12 protein-coding genes, 2 tRNA genes and 1 pseudogene are annotated in these 16,767 nt (G+C 64.1%); 7 read left to right on the plus strand and 8 right to left on the minus strand.

Annotation, left to right across the window (positions count from 1 at the left end):
- Nucleotides 1-722: 722 nt before the first annotated feature.
- Complete coding sequence (locus tag IPM18_08435) at nucleotides 723-1,328, plus strand: peptidylprolyl isomerase (GenBank protein MBK9119615.1); 606 nt, start codon at nucleotides 723-725, stop codon at nucleotides 1,326-1,328.
- 90 nt (nucleotides 1,329-1,418) lie between these two features.
- Here IPM18_08435 and IPM18_08440 read toward each other — a convergent pair whose 3' ends face one another.
- Entirely contained in the window at nucleotides 1,419-2,096 is a 678-nt protein-coding gene (locus IPM18_08440; GenBank protein MBK9119616.1) for a heme-binding protein, read from the minus strand.
- A 214-nt stretch (nucleotides 2,097-2,310) separates the two neighbouring features.
- On the opposite strand from IPM18_08440, the pseudogene IPM18_08445 reads away from it, so the two are divergent.
- From IPM18_08445 to IPM18_08455, 3 genes and pseudogenes are all read left to right on the plus strand, one after another.
- Nucleotides 2,311-3,085: pseudogene (locus IPM18_08445) on the plus strand (enoyl-ACP reductase).
- A 417-nt stretch (nucleotides 3,086-3,502) separates the two neighbouring features.
- On the plus strand, nucleotides 3,503-3,745 hold the full coding sequence (locus IPM18_08450; GenBank protein MBK9119617.1) for a hypothetical protein: 243 nt from the start codon (nucleotides 3,503-3,505) through the stop codon (nucleotides 3,743-3,745).
- Nucleotides 3,746-3,908: 163 nt separating this feature from the next.
- A complete protein-coding gene (locus IPM18_08455) occupies nucleotides 3,909-4,988 on the plus strand; it encodes a DUF481 domain-containing protein (protein MBK9119618.1) in 1,080 nt (359 codons plus the stop codon).
- A 154-nt stretch (nucleotides 4,989-5,142) separates the two neighbouring features.
- Here the strand turns inward: IPM18_08455 and IPM18_08460 are convergent, their stop codons facing one another.
- The gene (locus IPM18_08460; protein ID MBK9119619.1) at nucleotides 5,143-6,318 is read right to left on the minus strand and encodes a hypothetical protein; all 1,176 of its coding nucleotides are present in this window, start codon (nucleotides 6,316-6,318) and stop codon (nucleotides 5,143-5,145) included.
- Nucleotides 6,319-6,678: 360 nt separating this feature from the next.
- Here IPM18_08460 and IPM18_08465 point away from each other — a divergent pair.
- Nucleotides 6,679-6,753 (plus strand) — tRNA-Met (locus IPM18_08465).
- Between the two features lie 86 nt (nucleotides 6,754-6,839).
- On the opposite strand, the gene IPM18_08470 is transcribed toward IPM18_08465, so the two are convergent.
- Both IPM18_08470 and IPM18_08475 read right to left on the minus strand, forming a co-directional pair.
- Complete coding sequence (locus tag IPM18_08470) at nucleotides 6,840-8,072, minus strand: DNA polymerase (protein ID MBK9119620.1); 1,233 nt, start codon at nucleotides 8,070-8,072, stop codon at nucleotides 6,840-6,842.
- A gap of 299 nt (nucleotides 8,073-8,371) precedes the next feature.
- Nucleotides 8,372-9,268, minus strand: a complete 897-nt coding sequence (locus tag IPM18_08475; GenBank protein MBK9119621.1) for a choice-of-anchor A family protein — start codon at nucleotides 9,266-9,268, stop codon at nucleotides 8,372-8,374.
- A 483-nt stretch (nucleotides 9,269-9,751) separates the two neighbouring features.
- Between IPM18_08475 and IPM18_08480 the strand changes: the two genes are divergently transcribed.
- Complete coding sequence (locus IPM18_08480; GenBank protein MBK9119622.1) at nucleotides 9,752-10,375, plus strand: hydrolase; 624 nt, start codon at nucleotides 9,752-9,754, stop codon at nucleotides 10,373-10,375.
- 21 nt (nucleotides 10,376-10,396) lie between these two features.
- Entirely contained in the window at nucleotides 10,397-11,260 is an 864-nt protein-coding gene (locus IPM18_08485) for a pirin family protein (GenBank protein MBK9119623.1), read from the plus strand.
- A gap of 565 nt (nucleotides 11,261-11,825) precedes the next feature.
- Here IPM18_08485 and odhB read toward each other — a convergent pair.
- The 4 genes from odhB to IPM18_08505 all read right to left on the minus strand — a co-directional run bounded on the left by odhB (nucleotide 11,826) and on the right by IPM18_08505 (nucleotide 16,718).
- Nucleotides 11,826-13,058 (minus strand): 2-oxoglutarate dehydrogenase complex dihydrolipoyllysine-residue succinyltransferase, encoded by a 1,233-nt coding sequence (gene odhB / locus IPM18_08490; GenBank protein ID MBK9119624.1) that lies wholly within the window; start codon nucleotides 13,056-13,058, stop codon nucleotides 11,826-11,828.
- Nucleotides 13,059-13,116: 58 nt separating this feature from the next.
- On the minus strand, nucleotides 13,117-15,924 hold the full coding sequence (locus IPM18_08495; GenBank protein MBK9119625.1) for a 2-oxoglutarate dehydrogenase E1 component: 2,808 nt from the start codon (nucleotides 15,922-15,924) through the stop codon (nucleotides 13,117-13,119).
- 109 nt (nucleotides 15,925-16,033) lie between these two features.
- Entirely contained in the window at nucleotides 16,034-16,516 is a 483-nt protein-coding gene (locus tag IPM18_08500; protein ID MBK9119626.1) for a hypothetical protein, read from the minus strand.
- 129 nt (nucleotides 16,517-16,645) lie between these two features.
- Nucleotides 16,646-16,718, minus strand: a tRNA-Glu gene (locus IPM18_08505).
- Nucleotides 16,719-16,767 lie beyond the last annotated feature (49 nt).

The raw sequence follows: 16,767 nt of genomic DNA on the forward strand, positions 1-16,767 counted from the left end.
GGAGCGCGGTATACTCCATGGTTCAGGTCGTTCCGGCCGCAAGGAGGTGGCCGGAGATGTGAGGAGGATCCGTCGTGTTGAAAGCCGCTGCGTTGTGCGTTTCGCTCGGGCTGACCATCGCGGTGAGCCCCCTGGGCTGTCCACCGCTGGAACCCACAGATCCGCTCCCGGTGGATCGAGGGACGATCGCTGTGACGGCCTCGGCGCCGGCAACTGCGGCTTTCGGCGAAACGGTGGGATTGCAAGCGACGGCGGACGGGGACGGACTGACGTTCGGGTGGGCTCAGATTGCCGGGGCCGGGGTGCGGATCGAGAATGCCAATGCGGCCGGTGCCAGTTTCGTGGTCCCGTCATTGCCGGTGGAGCAGGTGCTGCGTTTCGTAGTGACGGTTTCGAACGCCGCCGGTGATGTGGGGCGCGCCGAGGTACAGGTCACCATCGCGGCCGACCCGGAATATGGTCAACGTCCACCACCGGGCACAGGGGGCGGGGCGGGCGGTGGGGCGCCGCCGCGCGCGGATGCGGGTGAAGACCAGCGGCTGCTCGCGGGCGCGAGCGGCACTCTGGACGGAAATGCGAGCACGGGTTCGGGGTTGACGTTTCGCTGGCGGCAGATTTCCGGCCGCGATGCACAACTCGCGAATGCGAATGAAGTGGTCGCGCAGTTCAAGGCGCCGGGTTACAGCGCGACAGAATCGAACCTGCTTCTTTTCGAACTCACGGTGACGGACACGGCTGGGCGCACGGCGCGGGACCGCAGCCAGGTGACGGTCCGTGATCCGAAGAATGCGAGCGTGCGTGTGCGAGTGCGGACCACGCTAGGCAACTTCGACCTGGAACTGGACGACGAGCGCGCCCCCGTGACCGTGGACAACTTCCTGAGTTACGTGGATGAGGGTTTCTATACGAACACGCTCTTCCACCGTGTAATTTCGGGCTTCATGATCCAAGGCGGCGGATTCACCTCCGGCTTGCAGCAGAAGCAGGCGCGCGATCCGATCGTCAACGAGGCGGGTAACGGGCTTTCAAACGTCCGCGGCACGATTGCGATGGCGCGCACCAACGACCCGAATTCGGCCACCTCGCAATTCTTTGTCAACGTGCGCAATAACACCGCCGGCGGGGACGGACTCAGTGATCTTGATCCGGGTGGCGTCAGCGCCGAGGGATACGCTGTGTTTGGCCGGGTGGTGGACGGATTGGGTGTCGTGGATTCCATTGCGGGTGTGGCGACGGGCTCCCAGAATGGCTTTTCGGATGTGCCGATCGACGAAGTGGTGATCCTGTCGATTGAGCGGATTTCGGTAGATCGCACGGACTCGGAATAGCGGCGGGCCACCTGGATGACACAACCGGCGTCGCCCCGCAACGCTGCGGACTGACGCCGGCTGTGTTGCGCCGGGGAGTGGAAGGGGGCGTCAGTGCCGGGTGACGTCGACTACCCGTTCCACAGGCAATTGCACCTCACCCAGCTTGAGGAATCCCGGTACGAATGGACTGTTATATGCCATGTAACGCGGCGGGCCGACGATGCGCAACCGGTCGGCATGCTCCGACGCGTACGCGCGCAGCCGCCGCAGACCGCGCTCGAAGTTCCGCTCGTTGTAGCCACCGCGTTGTGCAATGGAGAGCACAGTAAGAGGCGGCCGATCTTCCACTTGTACGCGGGCGTCAGCGATGTCGGGGCCGGGCTGGCCAAGAGTGGGCCAGCGGTACAGGAATGCCATGGAGTCGGCCTGGTTGGTCGAACCGGCATAGACCATTTCGACCGGGGCGGTCATCGCAATGTCATTCCGCTTGATGTGGTTGAAAAGCGGTCGGAACATGCCGTTCTGGGTGCCGTTGCGGCCGAGAGCGGTGGCGCGCACCCGTGCGAGGCGGTAGGCGGGATAATCCTTGATGACGACTTCGTCGAGTGGACCGGGTGGCGGGAAGCCCGCGGGTAGTTCGGCCTCGCGGAACATGAACGGGGAACGCATCTCGGACTCCGGCGCGGGTTCTGGATCGGCCGTGGCAACGACCGTGTTCACGGGTTGCCGGGCCGGCGGTGTCGTAGCGCAACCCCCCAGGAACAGGCACCCGAGGAGTGCGGTCATAACACATCTGACGTGGACATGCAGGGTCAGCATGGTACCTCGCTGGAAGAGCCCGCCCCCGCGCCGTGCGGGGAGTGCCTGGATCATAGGTGGATGGCAGCCGTTTTCTGGTTGGCTTGCGTCGGCTGGGGGTGGCCGTACACTGTCGCGGTTCAGCCCGCTAACGGCGGGTGGCCGGCTGGTCACAAGGCAAAATTCAACGGAAGGGCAGACGATGGGATTGATGGACGGCAAGCAGGGCATGATCATCGGGGTGGCGAATGACCGTTCGCTGGCGTGGCACATCGCCGAGCGACTCCACGCCGAAGGTGCCAAGCTGGCCTTCACCCACCTGCCGCCACCGAAGATGGAGCGCCGCGTACGGATGCTGGCTGAGCCGATCGGCGCGACCTGCATCGTGCCGTGTGACGTATCTGACGAAGAGCAGATCCGGACGGCCTTTGCAGCCGCCCATGAGCAGCTCGGTGCGCTGGATTTTGTCGTGCACTCGGTCGCCTACGCAACGCGCGAGGCACTGACGAATCCTTACTACAAGACCTCGAAGGCGGATTTTCTCCAGGCGATGGAGATCAGTGCGTACTCGCTGGTGGCGGTGGCACGACAGGCGCCTCCCGGTGCTGAATCCTGGCGCGAGCATCCTGACGCTGACCTACTTGGGCTCGGTCAAGGTCGTGCCGGGGTATAACGTGATGGGAGTGTGCAAAGCCACGCTGGAGGCGAGTGTCCGGTACCTTGCGGGTGAGTTCGGGCGTGAAAAGGGCGTGCGGGTGAATGCGCTCTCGGCAGGCCCGGTCATGACGTTGTCATCGTCAGCCGTCGGGGGAATCGACAAGATGTTGGCGCATTACCCGGAGAAGGCCCCACTGGCACGGAACATTCGGCCGGAAGAGGTGGGCAATAGTGGGCTTTACCTGCTGAGCGACCTCGCGAGCGGTGTGACGGGGGAGGTCCACTACGTGGACTGTGGCTACAACATCGTCGGATGGTAAGGATTGCGAGGGGGGGAGGTGGGGCCGGGGGGATGCATCCCACGGAGTTCTGGCAGTGAAATTGCGGACTTTTTTGTGAGTAAGGGGGTGGGGGTCTTGCAGGCAGTGAGTTTCTGTGCTAGCTTTATACTATTCGTAGTAGTCCCTGCGGTGCCCGTTAACGACCCATAGTGGTTTCGGCATTTCGGTGCTCGCATGAGGCCCTATCAGCATACAAGTGGCTATCTCAGTGCCCTTCCCCCCATTGGGGGAGAGGTCGTGGGAAGCGCTTTGTCCATCGGTATCTCGACCCTCCCCCGATTTGCCAGCAAGGCCGGGGAGGTTTTTCGTAGCAGCTACAAATTCTGGAGGCAATGCTGCCTTCCAGCATTCGGCTGTCCGTGAACGGTTCCGAGTGTAGATTCAAGGAGGATCTCCATGCTCAAAGGGCGGCGTCTTTCCAGACTGCACCGTTGGGCCCTGTGTGGTTCGACGGGGCTCCTGCTGGCCTTTCCGTTCGGCGGCTGCAGCTTCGGCGAGTTCACCACAACCTCGTCAGTAACGCTGAGCGGCCGCGATGTGCTCACTTTTCTCCTGCGGTCGTTCGTCGTCGACCCGTTCGTTCAGGCGGTGGATCTGGGGATTGACCGCTTATTCGATCGGATCGAGGGTCAGGAGTAGGAGTCGCACCCGCGGGGTGCGGCTGGGTTGCGCAGATCGTGGCACTCGCAACGTAGCTTGTGACGCGGCACCGTCATGAGCTTGATGGCTAGGACGGCGTTTGCGAGCGCCTTTCGCCAGGGTGGCGCCTGTGTCCGGTGGGCCCACAATGGAGGAGTTCTGCATGCGACGGACTGCTTGGGGGTTGATGCTCGCGGTCGGGTGGCCGTTCCTCTCGCTGGCGATGGCGGACGTGGTCACCCTGACGGACGGCAGCCGTTTGGTGGGACAGGTGCAGCGGATGTCGGACGGGCGCATGGTGCTCGTCACGCAGTTCGCGGGGACGATCGACCTGGATGCCACGCAGATCGTTACGATCCAGACCGACGAGTTGGTCAATGTCGGGATGGACACAGGGGATCGGCTGCGCGGGGTCATCGAGTGGCACGAGCAGCTTTCGCGAGCCGTGCTCAAGACGGAACTCGGTGACATTCCGGTTGCGGTCGAGCGCATCAAGGACATCTGGGGGCCGGATGACAAGAGCCCGGAAGTGCTCGCGATGGAGGAGCAGATCAAGCTCATCCAGGAGCAGGCCGAAGCAGCCCGTGCCAAGTGGGCCGCAACGTTCGAAGTGGGCCTGCTCTACAAGGACGGTAACAGCGAAATCTTCAATGCGCGCGGCCGGATGGAGTTGCGGCGGAAGTCGGACCGTGACCTGCTGCGGATCTACGCTTTCGCGGAGTATTCTGAGGAGAACAAGCGGCGCAGCTCACACGAGATTCGGGCCGGGGCCTACTACGAGTACCTCTTTACGGAGCGGGCTTTCGTCTATGGTCGCATGGAGGTCGAGTACGATGAGTTCGAGCGCCTCGACCTGCGCTTCTCGACCGGGATCGGTGGTGGTTACTACTGGATCAAGGAAGACGCTCACGAGTTGAAGACGCTGGCCGGCTTGGGCTACCTGCATGAGACCTACAACACGGGTCTGACCCGCGATACGGCGGAGGCCGAGCTTGGGCTGGACTACCGGCTCGATGTGGCGCCGTGGGCGCGGTTTGTGCAGGAGTTGCGGTACTACCCCACGTTTGAGAGCTTCAGCGACTACCGCATCCTGTCCGACTCGTCCTTACGAGTGCCCCTGGGCGGCAGTAACATGTGGAGCATCCGGCTCGGTGCCCGCTACGAATACAAGTCGCAACCTGCGGCCGGTGTCGAGCGGCTTGACCAGACCTATTACCTGAATCTCGTGCTCGACATCGAGTAGACGAGGTGCGGCGCGGCACTTCCGGCACTGCTCACAGTGCATCCATACAGCGGCCGAACCGGCGTGTGGGTACCGGTTCGGCCGCATTGTGCTCCGTCACATGGTATGGTCGCGGGGCCATCCGTGACCCCGACCGACCGCAGTCGGATGCGGTTCAGGATTCCTCGGACTCCGAGAGTTCCGCGGCCGCGTCGGTGCCGGCCGTGACCAGCGCGCTGTGTGCCGCCGTGGGGGCGCCGCCATCGATCTCGGCGGTCGTCAGGCCGCGCAGGGTGGAGCCGATGCGCGGCCACGTATCGAGGGTACGGCGGCGTGCCCGCGACTTGGTCTCGGTGAGGGCGGTACGCACTTCGGTGAACGCCTTCTTCACGCTGGCGAGGGCGCTCTCGGCTGTGCGGGCCTGGTTGCGGAGCGAGGTGACCTCGCACTCGTAGAATTGGCGCTGTTCCACCAGGCGCATGTTCTCGCGCTCGAGGTGGGCGATCTGGACCTGGAGGGTCTTTTTCTCGTCGCGCAGCGCTTCGATCTTGTCGTCCAGGGCGCCCTGCACTTGGGTGAGTTCGCGGATGCGATCGTCCGCGGCGCGGGCGGCGAGCTGCAGTTTGTTGCGCTCTTCGGTCATCTCGCTGATCGCGATGTGCAGATCCTGAAGCTGCGACTGGAGAGCGATGCGTTCCTCGATGGTCTCGCGCTGCATGCGCTCCAGCTCTTCGACGCGGGCGGAGAGCGTCTTCTGCTCAGTGCGGAGCCCATCGCGTTCCTTCCGGACGGCGAAGAGCTCGTCGGCTTGCTTGTTGGCGGCCTTCAGCTCGGTCCGCAGACGGGTATTGTCCTTCTGGGAGAGGTTGAGCTGCTCAGCGGCGCGTTGCGCACGGGCGTTGACGTCACTGAGTTCCTCCTCGAGCGAGGTCACTTCGTTGCGTAACTGGTCAAGCGCATCCACGCGTGTCTGAAGCGTGACGACCTGCCACTCGAGCTCCTGAACGCGCTGGTTGGCGGTTTGGAGCTTCTCATTGGTGGTGGTCATCTCGCGTTCGAGGGTCTCGCGGATTTCCTGGTGCCGGTCGAGCTGGTCCTCCAACTCGTTGATCACCGCGAGCACGTCGTTACGCTCGTCGATGAAGGTTTCCTGGAGTCCACGTGGAGCCGTGCCACGATCGCCCTTGCCCCCGGCGTTTTGCTCGATGCGTTGCCGGGCCTCGGCGGTGCCAGGGGAGTCAGCGGTCGCGATGGCGCCGCCGGTCTCGAGGATGTCCTGGGCCGTGGCGTCGGGGGTGTGTCCCTCGGAGGGGCTGCCATTGCGTCGTCCGCGAGCGTTCGTCTTTTCCATGCCTCTCGCTTCCTTACGTAAGTGTAAGGGCCGGTGCCCCCACAGGGGCGGAACGGGCCCGCGCCCGACCCACACGTCACGGCGGGGCTCAACGTCGCCAATCTTTATCGGTGGGCTGGACGCGCAGTCTTGACCCGCGGGGGGGCGCGGGTGCGCAAGAAATGCGAGAACCGTGGGTTGCCCACGCGCTCGGATCCGCTTTCCGTCGGGCTCACCCGGCCGGTGCGGCGGTCCGGCGCGCGCAGTGCACGGCCGGCGGAAGGGTGCGCCGCAGCGCTGGTCTGCGGCTGTGAAGCTTGCTATACTTTTCGCGCTCGTGCTGGGGCCCCGACACAGGCAACGGGGCACGGCGGGCATGCCGGTGGCGTAGCTCAGCTGGTTTAGAGCGGTGGATTCATAACCCGCAGGTCCCCGGTTCGAGTCCGGGCGCCACCATTTCTCTCCTCTCCATTTTCTTTTCTTCCTTTCGGGGTGCGATCCTGCTTCGGGAGCGGTGTGAACGCACGGCTTCAAGGGCCGGGTCAACCATGGAGGTCGGGCATGTCAAGATCGGGGATGCTCGAGAAAGCGATCCGCAGCGGCGCGGCAGCGATGTCGGCCGAAGCCGGCCGGATTGCCCCGTAGCCGAACCGGGCGTTGATGCGATCGACGGCCTGATCGAGGCGCTCCTCCGCTTGCTCGGTGGGGAAGAGCGGTGCGGGCGCTGCGCGGACGGGAATCAGGCGCTGGAGCGTCGCCGCGATGACCAGGTAGCGCGCGTCCGGAGCGTGCGTCCATTGCTCAACCATCGCCGCGAGCAGGACGCGCGTCGAACGGGTTGGCGGCAGGGTGGTCCGGCGCGACCATTGCCCGGCGGGCAGCAGGCGCGCGGCACAGACGAGCTCGCACGTGCAGTAGCCCTCACGCCGCAGACGCTGCGCCGCCTTGGTCAGGAGCCGCACGAGTACGCGGTAAACGGCGTCGCGGTGGCGCTTCTCCGGGGGGAGGACGTGCTGGTGCCCGAGTGTCCGACGAACGGTGGCCTTGTCGGGCAGATCAAACCCGCGGATCAGCAGCCACCAGCGTTTCCCGTCCACCGAACCGAAGACCTGGGCCATCTCCTGTTCGGTCAGCGCGTACATCTGCTCGGTTGTTGTGACACGGTGGCCTTCGAAGCGCGTGCGCATCCCACGGCTGATCCCCGGCCAATCCTCCAGGTTCAGATCGTACAAGCACTGCGGGAGCATCGACGCTTCGACGATGTGCAGACCATCGGGCTTGTGCTGGTCGGCCGCAACCTTCGAGAGCAGTCGGTTTGGCGCAATGCCGATCGAACAGGTCAATGCCGCACTGAACCGTTCCTTCAAACTGTGTTTGATGGACAGGCCAAGGGCGGCGGCGCGCGCCGGATCGCGCTCGTTCCCGAGCAGTCGGCACGCGAACTCGTCAATGGAGTATTTCATGTCGACCGGAATCACCGTTTCAACCGTGTTCAGGATCGCATGGTGCAGCCGCACGTATTCGGTGGGTCGCGCGTGGACCAAGCAAATGTCCGGGCACAACCGGCGTGCTTCGCGGACCAGGGTGCCGGTGCGGACACCGCTCGGGCGCGCGGCGTAGGAAACCGCAATACAGCAGGAGGACTCGGCCGGTCGTCCATCTGCCGTGAACACCGGGACGACCCCGACCGGCCGCCCGCGCAGCCGGGGCTGCAGATGCTGCTCCGCCGACGCGAAATAGGCGTCCATGTCGACCCAGAGCGTTGTCAGGGACATGGGTTGCACTCCTTCATATACCCTAATATAATACTAACATTGTTCCCGGGCAAGCGTTGGCTGGGGCGGGGCGCCCGGTAGGGAAGTGGCGGTGAAAGTGCCGCGCCCGGATCAGCCCGGCCACGCATCGCTAACCGCGCGGCGCGCGCGGCAGGACGTCGCGGTGTGCTCCCGGGCGGTGGCCCCCGGCGATATCCATGGAGGGCGTGACCGGCGCGTCCGCGCCCGCCCCCGGTGGCGGACGTCGAGTTCCGAGGTGGCTCCGGCTTTTACATTGGCCACGGGGGGCGGCGCACCTTCTAACCCAGGCGCCGCTGCGCAATCAGCAACCCCAATCCGAGTGCAAGCAGCAGACCCGTACCGGGCTCTGGAATCACGCGCAGATTCGGCAATTCGGCGTTGGAGACGACCTGGTTCCACGCTCCCGTACCCTGGTAGCTCTGAACCACACCGAATCCGCTGACATTGCCATTATTGAAATGCAGGTGTGCGCCGGGTGCGAGCAAGCTGCCCGCCAAGCCGACGCTCTGGAGTGTCAATGATGTTGCATCGTGGAAGTTGAACAGGACGCGGGTGGCATCGATTCCGCCCGCCAGTGTGTGGCCGGCGTTGCGGAAGCTCACGGCGTCGCCGGAGACGTTTACGACCACGGTGGCGTTGGTGGGGGCACTGATGGTCAGGGAACTGGTCTGGCTGAGCTTGCTGCCATCGAGGTGAAACACGTTGAGGCCGGTGTCGCTGCCCGTCAGTCCGATGCCGCCCCAGGAGTGATAGGTTGTGGTGCCCGTGGCGGCGAGTTGGCGTAGTTGCGCGGAGTACTGGGTGTAGTCGTTCTGCAGCATGACGAAATCGAGCGGGGTACCGCGCTGCGTAGTACCGTTGGGCAAACCGAAGTTCGTGAACTGTGCACTGCCCCCGTAGCGCACGTTGCCGCGGGGCACCTGGCCTACCCGGAACTGCAAATCGCCGCCGACGATCAGATCATCCCGTTGTCCCGATGAGTTGGGCAGGGCTGCGCCGACGCTGTAGTTGGCGAAGAAGGCGTTTCCGCCCACCGCTACGCGGCCCCCGATGGAGCTCGCCGTGGCGTGCAGATCCTGGTACACGAACAGGTTGTAGCTGGTGTCGATGCCGGCGGCGGCGACTGCTGTGGCGCCGAGCAGAAGTCCGCAGAGCGGGCCAGTACGTGGGAGCATGTGGACACCTCGGTAAGGACTGCGGGCCGGGCGGAAGCAAGGCGCAACGCGCCCTGCTGAAGTGTGCGAACCGTTGCGTGCAGGTGCAAGAATCGTCTTACCCATGCGGAGGCGGGTAGTTGGCGGCGAGTCATTTCGGGACGTGCGTGTGCGGGGCCAGGAAATCGTGGTGAATTCACTTGCTCGGTCCGACAGGTCAGCCGCTATCCCGATCCCACCTGGCTGCTGTGGGGAGAGGTCAGAAGTGGGACCTTCATCATCCGATTCTCGACCCTCCCCAACCCCTCCCTGTGATGAAGGGGAGACTTGGTGTCCTCCAGCCCCCCCCATCGCTTGGGCCGCGGACAGCGTAGTCGTACGCCTATGATCCACTTGTGTTCGGGCTGCGGACCGTTGGGTGCGGTTCGCAAGCGCTTCATGCTGGACTCGTGGCTGCTTGTGCCGGAGAAGACGGCGCAGGAAACGCTGGAGAGAGGACATCCCATGAACCAATCATTCACGTATCGCCGCCTCGACAAGACCGCTGCAGCCGTATTGCTGGTGGACCACCAGTCCGGGCTCTGTAACATCGTTGGAGACTTCTCGCCGGATGACTTCAAGAACAACGTGCTGGCGCTGGGCGACCTGGCCAAGTACTTCGAGTTGCCGACCATCCTGACGACCAGCTTCGAGAACGGACCCAACGGACCGCTCGTACCGGAGCTCAAGGAGCTGTTCCCGAAGGCGCCGTACATCGCGCGTCCGGGTCAGATCAACGCCTGGGACAACGAGGACTTTGTGAAGGCCGTCCAGGCGACCGGCAGGAAGCAGCTCATCCTCGCTGGTGTTGTCACGGAGGTCTGCGTGGCCTTCCCGGCTCTTTCAGCGCTGGCGGAGGGCTACGAGGTCTTCGTCGTCACGGATGCCTCCGGGACATTTAATCACACGACCCGCGAAGCTGCCTGGCTGCGCCTGCAGGCCGCCGGCGCGCAGCTCATGACCTGGTTCGGGGTGGCATGCGAACTGCATCGCGACTGGCGGAACGACATCGAGGGACTGGGCCGGCTGTTCTCCAATCACCTCCCCGCCTATCGGAACCTCATCACGAGCTACAACGCGAAGAAGTGAAGCCTTCATGCTGAGATCATCGTGAAAACACTTACTGGCATACTTCGGCAGGCCGAACCCCATTGGGTCGGTGACGGGTTTCCCGTGCGTTCGCTTTTCTCGCACTTTGAGCACGGGGAGGCGATCAGCCCGTTCCTGCTGCTGGACTACGCCGCACCATTCGAGTTTCAGCCCACCGACAAGCCGCGGGGTGTCGAGCGTCACCCGCATCGCGGCTTCGAAACCGTGACGATCGTCTACCAGGGTGTGCTGTCCCATCGCGATTCCGCCGTATACAGCGGCATCGTAGGTCCAGGTGACGTGCAATGGATGACGGCTGCCTCCGGCATCCTCCACGAGGAGTTTCACGAGCAGGCGTTCGCCCGGCGCGGCGGGGTGCTTCAAATGGTGCAGCTCTGGGTGAATCTACCAGCGCAGGACAAGATGTCACCGCCCGGCTACCAGACGCTGCGCGCGGCGGACATTCCCAGGGTGGCGCTCCCAGGCGGCGCGGGTACGGCTCGTATCATCGCAGGTGCGCTCGGTGAAACCCGCGGACCGGCGCGGACGTTCACTCCCATGAATGTGTGGGATCTGCAATTCGCGAAGGGTGCGACCACGCTGCTGCCTGTGGTCGACGGGCACATGGCCGGACTGCTTGTTCTGGCCGGTAGCTTGCGGTTCGATGATGCGCAGCAGGCCGGCGATTGCGCCTTTGCACTCTTCGGGCGCAGCGGAGACGGTGTCGCAGTCTCAGCGCGCGAAGAGACGGCGGCTCTCCTGTTGAGCGGCCAGCCCATCAACGAGCCGATCGCGGCGCGCGGACCGTTCGTGATGAATTCGCCTGAGGAGCTTCAGCAAGCGCTTCGTGACTACCAAAGTGGCCGGATGGGGCGCCTCAGTTGAATGTGTTTCCAGTCGCAGGGTGCGACTTCGAGCAGTTCCGGCGACATTGGTGAGCATGGGAAGGTCGTGCGACTTGACCAGCGGACAGGATGGCGGTGTGGCGGGGACAGACCACATGCCGGGAATGACCCTCGCGTCAGAGCGATCCAGGACGTACGACGAAGAGTCGAGGATTTTGGGGATTCTATTTGCATTGCACTATAAGTTAGTATAATATTAGGTATGCCAGGTGGGCCCCCCAGCCCACTCTGCGGGAACGGAAACATGCACTCGCTCGTCGAAACTGTCGCAAGCCCCGTGTACCCGGTGTGCGGCCGCGTCTCCTTGGCCGGTGCGGCGCCCCGATGTGTGCGGGCCCCACCCCACGGCTGAGCCACCGGGCTCGTCGCCGCACTCGTGTTTCCACCAACACCGGAGTGGATGTGGAGTTACGTACTCTGCCCACCCGACGGGTGTGTTCCCCGGCCCGGGCGCCGGTGTGGCTGGACGCGCTCGAGCGTCCGCCCACCGGCGAACTCGTTTATCTAAAGTGAAGCTGGTCGGTCGGGTGCCCGCACGACAGACCTCAGCCCTCGATCAGCATCCGCGTCGGGTCTTCGACGCACTCCTTAATCCGCCGCAGGAACGTAACTGACTCCCGCCCGTCGATGATCCGGTGGTCGTAGGTCAGCGCGATGTACATCATCGGGCGGATCACCACCTGCCCGTTTTCAGCTATCGGTCGCTCCTTGATCGCGTGCAGCCCAAGGATTGCGCTCTGCGGCGGGTTGATGATGGGCGTCGCCAGCAGCGACCCGAAGACGCCACCGTTGGTGATGGTGAAGGTCCCGCCTTGCAGTTCCTCGACGGTGATCTTCCGATCGCGGGCGCGCTTGGCGAGGTCGCCAATCGCTGCCTCCACCTCGGCGAAGCTCAGACGCTCGGCGTTGCGAACGACCGGCACAACCAGCCCCTGGTCCGTGCTGACGGCGACGCCAATGTCGTAATAGTTCTTATAGACGAGGTCGGCGCCGCGAATTTCGGCGTTCACGGCAGGGAAGAGCTTCAGCGCGTCGATCGCCGCCTTCACAAAGAACGACATGATGCCGAGCTTCGTACCGTACCGCTTCTGAAATTCCTCGTTGCGCTCTGTCCGAATCTTCAGGACCGCCGACATGTCGACCTCGTTGAACGTGGTCAGCATGGCCATGGACTGTTTCGCCTCGACCAGCCGCTGCGCAATGCGCCGCCGCAGCATGGTCATCGGCACGGCTTCTTCGTGTCGCTCGCCGACGGGCGTGCTTGACGTGGTGGCCGCGGGAGCCGCAGGTGCTTCCTTCGGGGCCGGGGCAGCGGCCCGTTCGGCGACATGCCGTTCGACGTCTTCCTTCAGCAGCCGACCGCCGGGGCCGGTGGCCTGCACCTCGGAAGGTAGCAGCCCCGCCTCAGCCAGTGCCCGCTGCGCCGCGGGCATGACTCGGGACCCGCCGTTTGAACCGGCCGTGGCCCCCTGTTTCTTGGCGGCCCCGGTGGCGGTCTTGGCAGTCTCGGTCCCGGACCTGGAAGGTGCCGCTGCGGTCCCACCTTCTTCTATCAAGGCGATGACTTCGCCGATCCCCACAATTTCACCGGCCTGCTTGAGGTGCTTTTGCACCACGCCGCGTACGGGCGAGGGTAGCTCCATGGAGGCCTTGTCGGTTTCTATCTCGACGACCACTTCGTCGCGGTCGACGAAATCGCCTTCGGCTTTCAGCCACTCGCCGATCTGCACTTCGGTGATCGACTCGCCCGCAGATGGAATCCTGAGTTCGACGGCCATGGCCTCTCGCTTGTATGAATGGCTGCGCTCGACTTGTGAGTCGCGCTGTGGCCCAGGCCTACACCCGGGCCGGTACGTTGCCAAAGGCCTGCTCCAGCAGGCGCTGCTGTTCGAGCTTGTGACTCGCTGTGGAGCCGGTCGCCGGGCTTGCCGACTCGGGTCGCGTGATGCCTGCGAACGACCGGCCGCAGAGGGACGCGCCGAATCTTAGACGGAAGTGCGGCCAGGCGCCCATATTGGCGGGCTCTTCCTGAACCCAGAAGACGGGCGCGTCCTCGGCATATGAGGCGAGGACCGTGGCGAGCGTCTCCTGGGGCAGGGGGTAGTACTGCTCCACGCGGACAATGGCCACATCCCGGGCGGCGCGCTGCTCGCGCTCGCCGAGGAGGTCGTAGTACACCTTGCCGCTGCACAGCAAGATTCGTTTCACTTCGCCCGGTTCTTCAAGCGTATCCGGCAGCACGCGCTGGAAGCGGCCGTGGGTGAACTCCTCCAACGGTGACACGGCCCGCTTGTGGCGCAGAAGACTCTTGGGGGTCATGACGATCAGCGGTTTGCGCCACACGCGGCGAACCTGCCGGCGCAGGAGGTGGAAAAATTGTGCAGGTGTCGTGGGGTTGGCGACCTGCATGTTGTCCTCGGCCGCCATGTTGAGGAAGCGTTCCAGACGGGCACTGGAGTGCTCGGGCCCCTGACCTTCGAGCCCGTGGGGCAGGAGCAGCACGAGTCCGTTGAGACTGTGCCACTTGTCCTCGGCGCTGGCGATGAACTGGTCAATGATGACCTGGGCCGCGTTGACGAAATCGCCGAACTGCGCTTCCCAGAGCACGAGCGCGTCCGGCATTGCCATGCTGTACCCGTAGTCGAAGCCGAGTACCGCCATTTCCGAAAGCGGGCTGTTGTACACCCGGAAGGGGGCCTGGTCGGGCGCGACCTGTTCCAGTGGTGTGTAGGGTGTGCCGGTTTCATTGTCATAGAAGATCGCGTGCCGCTGGCTGAAAGTGCCGCGCGCGCTATCCTGTCCGCTCAGCCGGACCGGCGCACCCTCGGCGAGGAGTGTCGCGAACGCGAGGGCCTCGCCCGTGGCCCAATCGAGCGGCCTTTTCCCAGTGGCCATTTCCTGCCGTTCGCGCTGGAAACGGCGCAACTTGGGGTGTAGGTGGAAGCCGTCAGGCACGGCGGCCAGGGCGCCCAGCAGGGTTGTGAGCTGCTTGGGGGGGATCCCGGTATCCACTTCGGGTACGCCCATGTCCGGGCCACCGGTGTAGCTGCTCCAGATGCGACCGAGCACGCTCGGCCGGGCGGGCACGGTAAGTCCTTCGGTGCGCACGCCGCGCAGCTCTTCTTCGAGGAATTCGCGGCGGCGTTCGGCGATCTGGTCGGCCTCGGCGCGCGTTACGCCACCGAGTTCGAGCAGGTGCTTCAGGTAGCCATCCCGGACGGTACTACGGGCTTCGATCTTGCGGTAAAGCAGGGGTTGCGTGAAGGATGGTTCATCCGATTCGTTGTGACCGTGCTTGCGGTAACAGTACATGTCGATCACGACGTCGCGTCGGAAGGTGCGACGGAAGTCCAGCGCGAGACGAATGGCCTGGGCGACCGCTTCAGGGTTTTCGCCGTTGACGTGGAAAATCGGGCTCTGAAGCATCTTGGCGACGTCCGTGGCATACTGCGTCGAGCGGCCTTCGCGCGGCGTGGTTGTAAAGCCGAGTTGGTTGTTGACAATCACGTGCAGCGTGCCGCCTGTGCGGTAACCCCGCAGCTCGCTCAGGTTGAGGGTCTCCTGAACGATGCCTTCGCCCGCGAAAGCGGCATCGCCGTGAATCAGGAGCGCCATGCTGCGCTCGTGGTCACGGTCCTGGAGCCGGTCCTGCTTCGCGCGGACGCGGCCCAGGACGACCGGGTTCACATACTCGAGATGGCTGGGGTTGAAGCACAGCGCCAAATGCAGCGTGCGACCGCTTTGCGTGACATAGTCCCCATGGTGGCCGAGGTGATACTTCACGTCGCCGCGCCCGAGCCACAGTTCCGCGTCGATGTCTTCGAACAGCCGGAAGAGCTTGCGCGGGTGCATGCCCATGATGTTGCAGAGCACATTCAGGCGACCCCGGTGGGCCATCCCGATGACAATTTCATCGACCCCCTGGCCGCTGGCCTGCTCGATGGCAACATCGAGCAGTGGGATCAGACTCTCGCCGCCCTCGAGTGAGAAGCGCTTCGCGCCGACGTACTTCTTCTGGATGAACTCCTCGAAGATCACCGCGTCGGTCAGCTTCGTCAGGATGCGGAGCTGCTCCTCGCGTGTGAGCGTGATCCGGTTCTGTGTGCCCTCCATCCGCTCTTGCAGCCAGTGGCGCGCGTCCAGGTTGTCGATGTGCATGAATTGCACGCCGATCGAACGGCAGTAGGTATTCCGCAGCAGCAGCAGGATTTCCTTCAGGGTGCGCGTCGCGGAACCGCTGATGGTCCGGCTGGAGAAGGGGCGGTTGAAGTCCTGCACCGTGAAGCCGTAATAGCTCGGCTTCAGTTCCGGACGGACCGGTGGGGGTGAGTGCAGTGGGTCGATGGCGGCGATCGTGTGGCCACGCACCCGGTACGCCCGGATCAACTGGTCGATGCGGTCCTGGCTGATGGCGACCTGCGTACTCGGTGTGCTGCCGTTGCCGCGGGGTGGATTGAAGATGCTGCTGGGCCGGAAAGTTGGCCCCAGGCGCGACGGACTGCCGAAACGATCGCCTGTAGGCAATTGGGCGAAGTATACCCGCCACGCATCCGGCACAGCGGCCGGGTCGCGCAGATAGTCCGCGTAAAGGGTTTCGACAAAGGCGAGATTCGCGCAGTCGGGCAGGATTTGCTCGGAACTCATCGACCTGTTTCTCGAAGGGGCTGCCCGGTGTCGACCCAAGGGCCGGGCATGCGACAACAAGACCACGACGACGACATGGCCAGAGACCGCCGCTGCGGTACAGTTTGACCTAATTATACCGTCCGTACTGCGGCGGACGACCGTTACATTCACCGGGCCGGCCGAATTTCGCAGGTGACTGAGTGCGAGTGAGCCAAAGGCCCGCGAGTGTGGCAAACACCAGGCCGGTGCCAACCTGGGAACAGACCCCGGTCACGATGTCACCGGGAAAGTCGGGCAGGCGAGTGCCACACGGGTAGATCGCCGGATCGTACAGGATGGCTCCCCGCACACACCCGTCGGCATCCCCGCAGATGGTGATGCACAGCGGATCGACGGTGCCCACCACCCGGACGGCATCGCCGAAGGTGAAGCGGCCGGTATCGGTGATCACGTAGCGGCCGCCGCCGCCTTCGAAGATGGCGCAACCCGCACCGCGTACAAGGACACCGCACGTATCGATCTCGCGGGGACTGCTATCGGTAGTTTGGGAGATCGTGCGAGGAACGCCGGCCAAGATCAGGATGACGGTCAGCAGAGGTGCGATGCGCATCTGGAGCGCTCCGAAAAGGTGCGGGGTGCATAGGGGTTCTTCGGAGAGATCATACCCGCGGGAAGCTCCGGGAGCCCCGCCACACATAAAGCACGAACCCCTCGCCGGCATGCGCCGGCAAGGGGTTCACGCCCCCACGGAGACTCGAACTCCGGTCTTCAGGATGAGAACCTGATATCCTAGGCCGCTAGACGATGGGGGCCTCGTGCGATTCGCCCATGGGCGGATCGTGGAGGAGTCTAGACGTCGTA

Source organism: Phycisphaerales bacterium (assembly GCA_016716475.1).
In the GTDB taxonomy this organism is placed as follows: domain Bacteria; phylum Planctomycetota; class Phycisphaerae; order UBA1845; family Fen-1342; genus JADJWG01.